Source organism: Dokdonella fugitiva, assembly GCF_014138265.1.
GTDB lineage: Bacteria > Pseudomonadota > Gammaproteobacteria > Xanthomonadales > Rhodanobacteraceae > Dokdonella_A > Dokdonella_A fugitiva_A.
Map to the genome: position 1 here is coordinate 220,367 of NZ_JACGXL010000006.1, position 12,839 is coordinate 233,205.

The 12,839-nt window shown below is 73.3% G+C and carries 12 protein-coding genes; all 12 read right to left on the reverse strand.

The window, feature by feature from the left end; genetic code table 11:
• Positions 1-4: 4 nt before the first annotated feature.
• The 12 genes from hisIE to FHW12_RS17605 all read right to left on the reverse strand — a co-directional run bounded on the left by hisIE (position 5) and on the right by FHW12_RS17605 (position 12,525).
• Positions 5-625, reverse strand: coding sequence for a bifunctional phosphoribosyl-AMP cyclohydrolase/phosphoribosyl-ATP diphosphatase HisIE (gene hisIE, locus FHW12_RS17550; RefSeq protein ID WP_182532348.1), 621 nt, complete (start codon positions 623-625; stop codon positions 5-7).
• Positions 622-1,398: an imidazole glycerol phosphate synthase subunit HisF gene (hisF, locus tag FHW12_RS17555; protein ID WP_182532349.1), complete on the reverse strand. Its 777-nt coding sequence runs from the start codon at positions 1,396-1,398 to the stop codon at positions 622-624. The genes hisIE and hisF overlap by 4 nt, the downstream gene beginning before the upstream one ends.
• Positions 1,380-2,111, reverse strand: a complete 732-nt coding sequence (locus tag FHW12_RS17560; protein ID WP_182532350.1) for a HisA/HisF-related TIM barrel protein — start codon at positions 2,109-2,111, stop codon at positions 1,380-1,382. The genes hisF and FHW12_RS17560 overlap by 19 nt, the downstream gene beginning before the upstream one ends.
• Positions 2,108-2,701 carry an imidazole glycerol phosphate synthase subunit HisH gene (gene hisH, locus FHW12_RS17565; protein ID WP_182532351.1) on the reverse strand — a complete coding sequence of 198 codons (594 nt, stop codon included), beginning with the start codon at positions 2,699-2,701 and terminating at the stop codon, positions 2,108-2,110. The genes FHW12_RS17560 and hisH overlap by 4 nt, the downstream gene beginning before the upstream one ends.
• Positions 2,698-3,822, reverse strand: a complete 1,125-nt coding sequence (gene hisB, locus FHW12_RS17570) for a bifunctional histidinol-phosphatase/imidazoleglycerol-phosphate dehydratase HisB (RefSeq protein ID WP_182532352.1) — start codon at positions 3,820-3,822, stop codon at positions 2,698-2,700. Before hisB ends, hisH begins: the two co-directional genes overlap by 4 nt.
• Positions 3,819-4,892 (reverse strand): histidinol-phosphate transaminase, encoded by a 1,074-nt coding sequence (gene hisC, locus FHW12_RS17575; protein WP_182532353.1) that lies wholly within the window; start codon positions 4,890-4,892, stop codon positions 3,819-3,821. The genes hisB and hisC overlap by 4 nt, the downstream gene beginning before the upstream one ends.
• On the reverse strand, positions 4,889-6,235 hold the full coding sequence (hisD, locus tag FHW12_RS17580) for a histidinol dehydrogenase (protein ID WP_182532354.1): 1,347 nt from the start codon (positions 6,233-6,235) through the stop codon (positions 4,889-4,891). The genes hisC and hisD overlap by 4 nt, the downstream gene beginning before the upstream one ends.
• Positions 6,232-7,125 (reverse strand): ATP phosphoribosyltransferase, encoded by an 894-nt coding sequence (hisG, locus tag FHW12_RS17585; protein ID WP_182532355.1) that lies wholly within the window; start codon positions 7,123-7,125, stop codon positions 6,232-6,234. The genes hisD and hisG overlap by 4 nt, the downstream gene beginning before the upstream one ends.
• Entirely contained in the window at positions 7,122-7,454 is a 333-nt protein-coding gene (locus FHW12_RS17590) for a YerC/YecD family TrpR-related protein (protein ID WP_182532356.1), read from the reverse strand. The genes hisG and FHW12_RS17590 overlap by 4 nt, the downstream gene beginning before the upstream one ends.
• 296 nt (positions 7,455-7,750) lie before the next feature.
• On the reverse strand, positions 7,751-9,184 hold the full coding sequence (locus FHW12_RS17595) for a hypothetical protein (protein WP_182532357.1): 1,434 nt from the start codon (positions 9,182-9,184) through the stop codon (positions 7,751-7,753).
• A gap of 238 nt (positions 9,185-9,422) precedes the next feature.
• Positions 9,423-11,834, reverse strand: coding sequence for a winged helix-turn-helix domain-containing protein (locus tag FHW12_RS17600; RefSeq protein ID WP_182532358.1), 2,412 nt, complete (start codon positions 11,832-11,834; stop codon positions 9,423-9,425).
• 109 nt (positions 11,835-11,943) lie between these two features.
• Positions 11,944-12,525: a DUF3501 family protein gene (locus tag FHW12_RS17605; RefSeq protein ID WP_182532359.1), complete on the reverse strand. Its 582-nt coding sequence runs from the start codon at positions 12,523-12,525 to the stop codon at positions 11,944-11,946.
• Between the last annotated feature and the right edge of the window lie 314 nt (positions 12,526-12,839).

A 12,839-nucleotide genomic window follows, 5' to 3' on the forward strand; every position in this document is an offset into this window, starting at 1 on the left:
GCGCTCAGCGCGCCGCGTGCCGCCGTGCGAGTTCGGCGACGACGTCGGCGAACGCGAGGCCGGCGCCGCGCAGCAGCACGAGCAGGTGGAAGACGAGGTCGGCGGCCTCGCCGCGCAGGCCGTCGAGGTCGCCGGTCGCCGCGGCGAGCGCGACTTCGACGCCTTCCTCGCCGACCTTCTGCGCGCGTCGCGCAGGTGCGGCGGCGAGCAGTTTGGCGACGTAGCTCGAGCCCGGGTCCGCGCTCGCGCGCGCGGCGATCAGCGCTTCGAGCTCGTTCAGCCACGGGTGGGCGCGCGCGGCGCCGTCGAAGCAGCTCGGCGTGCCGCGGTGGCAGGTTGGCCCTGCCGGCACGGCCTGCGCGAGCAGCGCGTCGCCGTCGCAGTCGGCGGCGAGCGAGACGAGCGCGAGCACGTGTCCGGAGCGCTCGCCCTTGCGCCACAGGCGCTGCTTCGAACGCGACCAGAAGTGCACCTCGCCGGTCGCGAGCGTGCGCTCGAGGGCGTCGCGGTCGGTGTAGCCGAGCATGAGCACGCGGCCGTCGTGCGCGTGCTGCACGACGACCGGAAGCAGGCCGTCGCCCTTGCTCCAGTCGAGCGCATTTGCGTCGAACGCGACGGTCGTCATGGCCGCACCACGATGCCGCGCGCGGCGAGGTAGCGCTTGAGTTCGCCGATGCGGATCTCGCCGGCGTGGAACACGCTCGCGGCGAGCGCGGCGTCGACGGCGCAGTGTTCGAACACGTTGGCGAAGTGCTCGACCGCGCCGGCGCCGCCGGAGGCGACGAGCGGCAGGTCCGTCGCCGCGCGCGTCGCGTCGAGCAGCGCGTGCGCGTAGCCCGCGCGCACGCCGTCGTTGCGGATCGCGTTGAGCACGATCTCGCCCGCGCCGCGGTGGTCGACTTCGCGCACCCAGGCGAGCAGGTCGCGGCCGCTGTCGCTCGCCTGTTCGGGCTTGCCGCTGTCGGCGACGACGCGCCAGGCGCCATGGTCGTCGGCCTGCGCGTCGACGTCGATGCCGACGACGACGCACTGGCTGCCGAAACGCGCCGCGAGGTCGTCGACGAGCGCGGGCCGCGCGAGCGCGGGACTGTTGACCGATACCTTGTCCGCGCCGGCGGCGAGCACCGCTTCGGCGTCGGCGACCGAGCGGATGCCGCCGGCGACGCAGAACGGGATGTCGAGTTCGCGCGCGACGCGTTCGACCCAGGCGACGTCGACGCGGCGTCGTTCCGGGCTCGCGGTGATGTCGTAGAACACGAGCTCGTCCGCGCCGTCGGCGGCGTAGCGGCGCGCGAGCTCGACGATGTCGCCGACGACGCGATGGTCGCGGAAGCGCACGCCCTTGACGACTACGCCGTCGGCGACGTCGAGGCAGGGAATCAGGCGGCGCGCGAGCACAGGGCCTCCAGCGGCAGGCTGCCTTCGAGCAGCGCGGTGCCGGCGACGCACGCGGCGACGCCGGTACCGCGCAGCGCGGCGACATCGGCGAGGTCGCGCACGCCGCCGGAGGCGATCCACGCGAACGACGGCCAGCGCGCGGCGAGCAGGCGATACAGGGCGAGGTTCGGCCCCGCTGCCATGCCGTCGTGCGCGACGTCGGTGCTCAGCACGTGGCGCAGGCCGGCATCGGCGAAGCGTTGCAGCAACGCGGCGTAGTCACCGTCGTCGGTCGACTGCCACGCGTCGACCGCCGGGCGCCAGCGGCCGTCCTCGCCGAGGCGCAGGTCCATCGCGAGGCAGAGGCGCTCGGCGCCGAACCCGCGCAGCCAGTCGGCGAATGCATCGGGCGCGCGCACGGCGACGCTGCCGACGACGACGCGCTCGACACCGGCGTCGAGCAGGCGTTGCACGTCGTCGCGCGTACGCACGCCGCCACCGGCCTGCACGCGCAGCGCGCTGCCGGCGACGCGCGCGATCGACGCGAGCTGCAACGGCTGCGCCGCGCGTGCACCGTCGAGGTCGACGAGGTGCAGCCAATCGGCACCCGCGCGTGCGTAGCGCGTGGCGAGCTCGAGCGGATCGTGCGCGAACGTGCGCGCCTGCGCGAAGTCGCCCTGGCGCAGGCGCACGACGCGGCCGTCACGCAGGTCGATCGCGGGAATGATCTTCATAGCGCGAAGAAGTTGGCGAGCAGGCGGCGACCGGCCGCGGCGGATTTCTCGGGGTGGAACTGCGTGCCGTGGACGTGGCCGCGCGCGACCACCGCGGCGAACGGCGCGCCGTGCTCGGCGGCGGCGAGCGTCGCGCCGTCGTCGTCCGCGGCGTAGCCGTGCACGAAGTAGAACCAGTCGTCGCGACCGATGTCGCGCAGCAGCGGATGGTCGGCCATGCGTGGCGCGAGCGTGTTCCAGCCCATGTGCGGCCAGCGCGGCGCAGCGGGCAGGCGCCGCACGCGCCCGCGCAGCAGCCCGAGGCCGTCGACGTCGCCTTCGGCGGAGTGCTCGTAGAGCAGCTGCATGCCGAGGCAGACGCCGAGCAGGGGCCGGCGCAGTTCGCGCAACGCACGGTCGAGCCCGCGCGCGCGCAGGGCGCCCATCGCCTGCGCCGCGGCGCCGACACCGGGCAGGATCACGTGCGTCGCGTCGGCGATGCGCGCGGGGTCGTCCGACAGGTGTGCGTCGACGCCGATACGCCGGCACGCTTCACACAAGGAGCCGTAGTTGGCGCCGCCCGCGGCGACGATGAGCGCGCGCACGTTCATGCGGCCGCGCCCGCGAGCACGCCCTTGCTGCTCGGCACGGCGACGCCGCCGTCGCGCCGGACCGCCTGCCGCAGCGCGCGGCCGACCACCTTGAAGCACGCCTCGACCATGTGGTGCGCATCGTCGCCGCGCACGGCCAGGTGCAGGTTCGCGCCGAGCGCGTCGGCGAGGCTGCGGAAGAAATGCGGCACGAGCGCACACGGCAGAGTGCCGATGCGCTCGGCCGGGAACGCGCCTTCGAACGCGAAGTACGGGCGGCCGGACAGGTCGAGCGCGGCGTGCGCGAGCGCATCGTCCATCGGCACGACGAAGCCGAGCGCGCGCTGCAGCGGCAAGTCCTCCGGCGCGTGGCCGTAGCGGCCGATGCCGCGGCGCTCGCCGAGCGCTTCGCGCAGCGCCTGGCCGAGCGCGAGCGCGCAGTCCTCGACCGTGTGGTGCTCGTCGACGCCGAGGTCGCCGTCGCAGTGCAGGCGCAGCGCGAAACCGCCGTGCACGCCGAGCTGTTCGATCATGTGGTCGAGGAAGCCGATGCCGCTGTGCACGGCGGGCCGCGCGGTGTCGTCGAGGTCGACCTCGACCGCGATGCGCGTCTCGCGCGTCGCGCGCTCGATGCGCGCGACGCGCGGCGCGTCGAGCAGAGTCGCGGCGATCGCGGCCCAGCCGGCGTCGCCGCCGATGCGCAGCCCGCGCACGCCGATGTTGCGCGCGAACTCGAGGTCGCTGTCGCGGTCGCCGATCACCGCGCTGCGCGCGCGGTCGAGCACGCCGTGGCCGAGGTAGTGGCGCACGAGCCCGAGGCCGGGCTTGCGCGTCGGCGCGTGCTCGTGCGCGAAGCTGCGGTCGACCAGCACTTCACGGAACACGACGCCTTCGCCCGCGAGGATCTCCAGCAGCAGGCGCTGCGGCCCGAGGAACGTTTCCTCGGGGAAGCTCGCGGTGCCGAGGCCGTCCTGGTTGGTGACCATGACGAGCTCGTAGCCGGCGTCGACGAGCTGGCGCAGCGCGCCGATCGCACCCGGCAGCAGGCGGAACTTCTCGTAGCGGTCGATCTGCTCGTCCGCCGGCTCCTCGATGAGCGTGCCGTCGCGATCGACGAACAGGATCTTCGCGGGCGCGCTCATCGGCGTGCTCCGCCGAGCGCGGCGAGCAGCGCGTCGTTCTCGTCCGGGCGCCCGATCGTGATGCGCAGGCAGTTCGCGAGCCCGGGCTGCGTCGAGAAGTCGCGCACGAGGATGCCCGCGCCGAGCAGGCGCGCGAATGCGGCGCGCGCATCGGTGAAGCGCGCGAGCACGAAGTTGCCGGCCGACGGCCACACCGTGCGCACGCCGTCGATGCCCGCGAGTGCGGCGGCGACGCGTTCGCGCTCGGCGACGAGCGTGGCGATGCGTGCGTGCGTGCGCGCGAGCGCGGCGGGTTCGAGCGCGGCCGACGCGGCGTGCACGCTGCCGATCGGCAGCGGATACGGCGCGGCGATGCGCCCGACCAGATCGATGATCTCCGGCTGCGCGAGCAACGCGCCGACGCGTGCGCCGGCGAGTGCATGCGCCTTCGACAGCGTGCGCAGCACGGCGACGTTCGGCTGCCGCGCGAGCAGCGCGCTCGCGCTGGCGACGCCGGCGAACTCGACGTAGGCCTCGTCGACGAGCAGCAGCGCGCGGCCGTCGAGCGCGCGCGCGAGCCGTTCGAGCGCGTCGCCGTGGTAGAGCGTTCCGCTCGGGTTGTTCGGCGAGCAGACGATCACGAGCTTGGTGTCGTCGTCGGCGAGCGCGAGCAGGCGGTCCGCGTCGAGCGCGAAGCCGTCGTCGGCGGACAGGGCGAGCGTGCGGAACGCCGCGCCCTGCAACGCGGCGCCGACGCGGTACATGCCGAAGGTCGGTGCGAACGCGACGACGTTGTCGCGCCCGGCGCGGCAGAACGCGCGCAGCAGCAGGTCGATCGCCTCGTCGCTGCCGCGGCCGAGCCAGAGCGCGGCGGGATCGACGCCGTACAGCGCCGCGAGCCGCGCGCGCAACGCATCCGGTTGTGGTTGCGGGTAGCGGTTGAGGCCGGCATCGGCGAAGCCGTCGTCGGCGATGTCCCACGGCGACTCGTTCGCGTCGAGCCGCACGCGCGCGTCGAAGCCGGCGCGCCGCGCCGACGCGTACGGTGCGAACGCGACGAGTTCGGGTCGAGCCCGTTCGAGCATGCTCATGCATCGCCTCCCGCGGCGAGCGCGACGCTGCCGCGGTCGAGCGCGGCGAGGCGCAGGTCGACCGCGCGCGCGTGCGCCTCGAGCGCTTCGGCGCGCGCGAGCCGCGCGGCGTCGGGGCCGATCGCGCGCAGGCCTGCGCTCGACGCCTCCTGCACGTAGACGCGGCGCAGGAAGCTCTCGACGCCGACGCCGCTGAACGCACGCGCGAAACCGAGCGTCGGCAGCACGTGGTTCGGTCCCGCGCAGTAGTCGCCGAGCGTTTCCGGCGACCAGCCGCCGAGGAAGATGCTGCCGGCATTGGCGATCATCGGCAGCAGCGCGCGCGCGTCGCGCGTGTTCACGATGAGGTGTTCGGGCGCGTAGCGCTCCGCGATCTCGATCGCGCAGTCGAGGTCGGGCACGCGGATCAGGCGCGCGTGCGCGAGCGCGGCACGCGCGATCGACGCGCGCGGCAGGGTCGCGAGCTGCGTTTCGAGTGCGCGCACGACCGCATCGAGCAGGTGCTGGCTCGGACTCGCGAGCAGCACCTGCGAATCGGCGCCGTGTTCGGCCTGGGCGAGCAGGTCGGCGGCGACGAACGTGGGATCGGCCGAGTCGTCGGCGATCACGAGCACCTCGGACGGACCGGCCGGCATGTCGATCGCCGCGCCGTCCGGATCGGCCGCGACTTCGAGCTTGGCGGTCGTGACCCAGCCGTTGCCGGGACCGAACAGCTTCGCGCAGCGCGGTACCGATTCGGTGCCGTAGGCGAGCGCGGCGATCGCCTGTGCGCCGCCGAGCTTGAACACGCGCCCGATGCCGCACAGGCGCGCAGCGACGAGGATCGCCGGATCGGCGGTTCCGTCCGCCCGCGGCGGCGTCGCGAGCAGGATCTCGCCGCAGCCGGCGACGCGCGCGGGCACGCCGAGCATCCACACCGTCGACGGCAGCGGCGCGCTGCCGGCCGGCGCGTACAGGCCGACGCGGCCGATCGGTCGCAGCAGCTGTTCGCAGCGCACGCCGGGTGCGGTGTCGAGCGCGAACGGCTGCGGTTTCTGCGGCGCGTGGAATGCCTCGACGCGCGCGATCGCGCGCCGCATCGCCGCGCGCACGCCGGTATCGACCGCGCGTTCGGCCGCGGCGAACTCGTCGGCGCCGACTTCGAACGTCGCCAGTTCGCAGCGGTCCAGGCGCATGCCGATCTCGCGCAGCGCCGCATCGCCGCGCGCGCGCACGGCGGCGATGATCGCGCGCACGTCGGCGAGCTGGCCGGCGTCGTGCAGGCGCGGCGGTCGTGCCAGGATATTAATGCGTTGGTATGTGTCGAGCGCCGACCAGTCGACGCATCGCGGCAGCGGGTTCATGCGAGCATCCGTTCCACGTTGAGCACCATCACGCCGCGTGCACCGAGGCGCTTGAGTTCCTCGAGGTGCTGCCAGTCGAGGCTCGCGCTGCACAGCGCCTGCATCGCGACGTCGTCGGGGCGACCGTCGAGGCCGAGCACGCTCGGCGCTTCGCGCGAGGGCAGCAGGCGTGTGATCGCCGGCAGCGCGGCACGCGGAGCCTGCAGCATGAGCAGGCGCGCGCCCGCGCCGGACAGCGCGCCGGCGATGCGCGCGCCGAGTCGCTCCACGAGTTGCGTCGCCGCCGCGCCGCGTGGGCGCGGGCTCGCGGCGAGCACGGCCTCGCTGCGCAGCACGGTGGTCAGTTCACGCAACTGGTTTGCGGCGAGCGTGGCGCCGCTCGAGACGAGGTCGCAGATCGCGTGCGCCTTGCCGAGGCGCGGTGCGATCTCGACCGAGCCTGCGAGCAGCACGACTTCGGCCTCGATGCGCTGCGCGCGCAGCCAGTCGGCGAGCAGGGCCGGATAGGACGTGGCGATGCGCAGGCCGGCGAGGTCGCCGATCGACTCGATCGTGCCACCGTCCGGTACCGCGATCGCCAGCCGGCAGCCGCCGAAGCCGAGGTCGAGCAGCGCGACCGGTGCGGCGGCTTCGCCGCCGGCGAGGCGCTGCTCGTCGAGCACGTTGCGGCCGACGATGCCGAGTTCGCAGCTGCCTTCGACGAGCAGGCCGGGGATGTCGTCGTCGCGCACGAGCAGCACGTCGACGGGCAGGTTCTCGCCGTACAGGAACAGCTTGTCGCGGCTCGCGCGGAACGCGAGCCCGGCACGGCGCAGCAGGTCGAGCGACGCCTCCGACAGGCGCCCGGATTTCTGCACGGCGATGCGCAGGCGGTCGCGACCGTCGTTCATCGCGCGCTCCTCGCCGTGCGGCGGGGCTTCGCCGCGCGCGCGGCCGCGATCGCGTAGCCGCCCGCGCCCTGGTCGAGGCAGCGCGCGACGCGGCCGATCGTGGTGATGCTGACCGCGGTCGCGTCGTGGATCTGCCAGTACGGCTCGCCCGCGAGCAGGTGCGGCACGACGCTCCAGCGGTCGCGCATCGCTTCGCGTTCGGCCGGCGTGCAGAGGTCGTCGAGGAACGCGCGCATCTCCTCGACGCTGCGCAGCGACAGCAGTGCCTCGCACAGCGAGCGCTCGGCGCGTTCCGAGTCGAGTTCGGGTTCGATCTGGCGTCGTTTCATCGCGTAAATGTATTAGCGCGTTAGTATATCGATCCGCATGCTAGCGGATGTGGTGCTGCGGCGCAACCGGCGCGGAGCGCAGCGGCACGGATGCGGGGACCTCGTGGTAGCGGCGACAGCCGCGATGCTCTCGGCTGGCTGGACGGAAAGCATCGCGCCTTCCGGCGCTCCACGACGAGCGACTCGCGGCATGCAGGGGGATTGCTGGAACCTCATCGGAGCACCGATGAAGGCGGACCGGCCGCGCCTTGGGGGAGAGAGGGGGCGCGGCCGGTCCTGTCGACGGAGCTGGGGAATCAGCGCGTTCCGTCGAAACCGTTGGCGAAGATGCGATCGGCGCCGTCGCTGGTCAGGCGCAGCAGTGCGAGTTCGTACAGCGGCGAGGTGCGTTCGGCCATGCCGGCGACGACCACGCGACCGAGCGCGTCGAGCGTGAGTGCGGACGGGTCGCTGAACACGCCGCCCGGCGCCATGTCGACGCTGGCGATGCCGGCGTCGCCGAAGCTCGCGTCGAGCAGGCCGTCGGGGGTGAAGCGGAACGCGAGGAAGCTCGACTCGGGGCCGACGTAGCTGATCGACGCGACGAGCTTGCCGTCGGACTGGCGCACGAAGCCGGTCGCGTAGCGCGTGAATGCGCCGGGTGCGATCGCTACCGGCTGGAAGCCGTCGCCGCCGGTGCCGAACGCGGTGTCCATCGCGCCGTCGACGCCGATGCCGCCGAGCACGGTTTCGATGCTCGTGTTGCCTTGGCCGTCGTCGACTTGATAGTGGCCGACGAACACGGCGCCGCCACCGGCGGTCGGCAGCAGGCGATCGATGCTGTCGATGATCTGGCCGCTGTCGTCGGGACGATGGAACACGCGCCAGCCGGTGCCCGCGAACGCGGTGTCGAACGCGCCGGTCGCGTCGAGGCGCGCGATCGCGAAATCCGAACCCATGCCCGCGCCGTAGACTTCGTAGCCGCCGCCGACGAGGATGCCGTCGCCTTCGGTGAGGCCGAGCGTGCTGAGGTAGCCGCCGCGGCTCTCGCCCGCGGCATCCCAGTCGATGACGACGCCGCCGTCGGTGCCGAACGTCAGGTCGGGCGCGCCGGTCGCGTCGAAGCGGGCGACGTAGCTGTGCGCGACTGCGCTGATCGCCTTCTCGCCGGCGATCACGAGGCGGCCCTGGCTGTCGACCGCGAGCGTGTGCACGTAGACGTCGGGGATGAGCTGGATGCCGTCGGTGCCGAACGTCGTGTCCATCGTGCCTTCCGCGTCGAGCTTGACGAGGAAGCCGCGCAGCGGACCGAACGCGGACGCGGTGCCGGCGACGATGATCGAGCCGTCGCCGAGGCGGACCATCGCTTCGATGATCTGCATGCCCGCGCCGGTCAGCGGCACGAGATCGGGCAGCACGAGCACGCCGGGGATGCCCGGGATGTTGCCGAAGCCGGCGTCGGGCGTGCCGTCCGCGTCGAAGCGCGCGAGCATCGCGCGCATGTGCGGATCGAACGGGCTCGACGGGATGAACTTGTTGCGCTCGCCGGCGACGAGGATCTTGCCGTCGGGCAAGGCCAGCGCCGCGTACGGGCGCAGCTCGCGCGCCTCGACGTCGTCGGGCGTGATGTAGGCGGCGCCGCCGAGGCCGAAGGTCGGGTCGGGCAGGCCGTCCGCGGCGCGCGCGGGGATCGTGAAGAGCGAGGCGAACAGCAGCAGGGCGCCCGTGTGGCTCAGGCGGGAAAACGACATCGGGATCTCCATCGTGGGGAAAGCGACGGGACGAGCATGCAAAGACGTGGCGCCGTGCGCATGCGCGGAACGTCATGCGTGCATTAGGCGCGCATCAACGGCTGCGCCAAGCGCTTGATTCAGCGCGGATTGGCGTTTGTTGGCTGGGGTCGCGGCGGTCGTTCACGTGCGGCGACGCAAGCGGACTTCGACGGCATGGCGGCGGCCGGCACGGGCGCGCTGGGCACCCGCCGGCGGGTCAATGCGAGCTGGCGACGGCCGGCGGTGTCGCCAGCGCGAGCGGGATGCGCCGGTCGCCGGCGAGCGCCTGCGCGCGTGCGAGTGCATTGCGCCAGAGCGCCTCGTCGCCCTTCGACTGCTGGATACGTACCTGCAGCAGCGCGCTGCCGAAGTCGTGCGCGGCGAAGCCGGCGACGCGTTCGGCCAGCGCCGCCGCGCGCGTGGGCTCGCCGCGCTCGATCAGCCAGCCTGCGTAGGCGGTCGCGACCTCGCGCAGGTCGAGCGGGATGCGCAGCGCGTCCGCCTCGCCGAGCGAACGCGCGTACCAGGTGCCCGCCGCCTCGCTGTCCGTGGTCGTGCGCGCCTGCGCGAAGTCGGCGTACAGGCGCGCGGCGGGGCTGCCCGCGCGCGTCGCGAACGCGCCGAGGTCGGTCGCGACCGCGGCCGCGGCACCGTCCTGGCCGTTGCCGAGCAGGGCCTCGATGCGCAGCATGTAGACGCGCGCGTGCTCGCGCTGGTCGTCGACCGCGGCGAACAGCGCGAGCGCCTGCGCTGCCTCGTCCGCCGCGCGCGCGGCGTCGCCGCGTTCGAGCGCGAGGCGACCCGCGAGCGCGTGCGCACGCGCCTGCGCGCCGCGATTCTCTTCGTGCACCGCGGCGGCGAGCACCGTGGCGAGGCGCGCATCGATGTCCTGCTCGTGGCCGTTGGCGAACAGCACGAACAGCGTCGTCAGTTCGGCGTCGCGCTGGCGCGCCGGATCGGACACCTGCGCGGCGACGTCGCGCACGCGCGGCTCGAGCGCGAGCGCGGCGTCGGGTTGCAGCAGGGCGATGCGCAGCTCGGCGACCGCGGTCAGCGCATTGAGTTCGGCCGCGTGCACGCCGAACGTCGCGAAGCGGTCGGCGGCGCGCTGGAACACCGGTTCGGCCTCGGCGTAGCGTTCGCGCCGCATGTCGAGCGCGGCGAGGTTGGAGTCGACCAGCGCGAGCGCGAGCAGGTTGCCGCTGCTCTCGAACGCGGTGCGCGCCTCGGCGAACGCCTGCAGCGCGAACTCGGTCTGGTCCATCGCGCCGGCGATGTTGGCGCGGCCGTTGAGCGCCTTGCCGAGTGCGTCCGGCGCGCCCTGGCCGCGCAGCAGGGCGATCGCCTCGTCGAAGCGGCTCGCCGCGAGCACGTTGTTGCCGCGCATCGCCGCGATCACGCCGAGGTTGCTCAGCGCGCGCGCGTGCAGCACGCGATCCTGCTCGGCCGAGACGTCGCGGGTGATCGCGTCGAACGCGGCCTCGGCGGCGTCGAAGTCGCCGGCCTGGTAGTCGATCTGCGCGAGGCGCAGGCGCAGCTCCGGCTGCGCGCGCTGGTCGGCCCGCGCACGCGCGAGCAGCGCGCGCGCGTCCTCGAGGCGGTCGCTGAGCGTGGCCGCCTCGGCCTGCTGCAGCAGCGCATCGAGCGCGGAGCGGTCGCCCGACGGCGTCGTGGCGGCGAGCGGCGCATAGCCGAGGCGGCGCGCGAGGTCGTCGGCGGCGATGCGCGCGGCGACGAGCGCGTCGTCCGATTCGCCGCTGCCGTCGGCGGCGGGCGCGCGCCCGAGCACCGTGCGCAGGCGCACGCGCCAGTATTTCTCGACGCGTTCGGCGCGCGCTTCGACGACGAGGCTCGCGCCGGCCGCGCGGGCGAGTTCCGCCGCGCTGCCGCCGCCGGCCCGGCGCGCCGCGCCGGTCAGCACCACGACGTTGTCGCTCGGGACGACCGGCAGGCCGGCGCCGCGCAGGCGCGCCGCGATGTGGTCCATCAAGCCGAGGCGGATCCAGTCGGAACCTTCCGCGGCCGCGACCTCGACCGGCAGCACGAGCGCGATCGCCGTCGCGGCGGCCGGGCCCGCGGTGCGCGGTGCGGGAGCATGCGTCGAGCGCCAGCCCCACCAGACCGCGCCGGCGAGGAGCGCGACCAGCAGTACGCCGGCCGCGATCCTGAGCAGGTTGCGGCTGCGCAGCGTGGGCGAGGGCGCAGGCGCCGCCGGATCGGCGGGAGGCACCACCGGTGCCACGGCGGCGACGGCGTCGACCGGCTCGGCATCGGGCGCCGCCGCCGCCGCGGCGACGGACGCCGGCTCCTCGTCGGCGGCGACCGTCGGCGCGACCCAGTGATAGCCGAAGCGCACGACCGTGCGCACATAGTGCTGTTCCTTGCCGGTGTCGTCGAACGTGCGGCGCATCGCGAGGATCGTCTGCGCGAGCAGGCCGTCGCTGATCTCCGCCTTGCCCCAGACGGCGGCGATCAGCTCGTCGCGGCCGACCGCGCGGTCGCGCTGCTCGACCAGGTAGACGATGCAGTCGAACGCGCGCGGCGGCACCGACAGCTGGGTATCGCCGCGCCACAGTTCGCGGCGCGCGGGAAGCAGGCGGAACTCGCCGAATCGATAGGTGCGGCTCATCCGCGCGATATGCGTGCTGGGGGGGCGGGATGTCAACCATGCCTGACGGCAGGCGCGCACCTGCGCCACTTCCGCGCAGCCACGGCCAAGCCTGCGCGCAGGCGATCGCCTAGGCGAAATCGGCCAGCAAGGCGTCACGCTGGCGTGGGTCGAGGTCGGCGCTCGCGCGGTAGTGCGGGTGGTCGACCGTGAAGCGCACGCTTGCGCCCGCGCGCCATGCGGCGATCGCCGCCGCGGCGGGTTCGAAGCGCAGGAAGTGGACCGCGGCGGTCTTCGAGTCGTTGCTGCGCTCGAGGTCTTCGTCGGCGATGGTCGCGGCCGGCGCGAAGCCGTCGACGACGAGGTGGATGTCGTGCTCGACGCCGCGCAAGCGCTCGAGCTCGCGCCGCCGCTGCTCGACGTCGTCGTATTCGATGAGCAGGGTCGCCTTGAGGTTGCCACCGTCGGGGATCAGCGGGTTGTACGCGGCGAGCTCGTCGGCGATGCCTTCGGCCTCGAAGATGCGCTCGATGCGCAGCATCTCCTGCACCTGGTACTGCACGGTCAGGCGATCCTCGAACACGAGGGTCAGGTGCGCGCCGAGGTGGATCGTGCGCGGCTTCTTGTGCGCGAGCACGCGCGCGCGGAACGCGGTGCGTTCGCGCGCGTAGTCCTCGAGTTTCCACAGGTCGGCGGGGGCGAGCTTGTTCATGGTTCAGGCCACGGGTCGTAGATCACGCGAAAAGATTGAAACACGGAGCACACGGAGCACACGGAGAAAGCAAGAGCATCGACTCGGGAAGAGCATTTCCTCCGCGTGCTCCGCGTTTCAGGCTTTGATGCTCCTTGTCGTCCTTGCAACTCGGATTCCACAGGTGTGGCGAAGCAGACTGTACGGACTTCCGCGCGTGGTGAGTCACCGAGGCCATGGGCTAGGCGCGCGCCCGCCATTCGGGAAAAGCTTTTCTCCGTGTGCTCCGTGTGCTCCGTGTGCTCCGTGTTTCAGGCTTTGATGCTCTTTGTCGT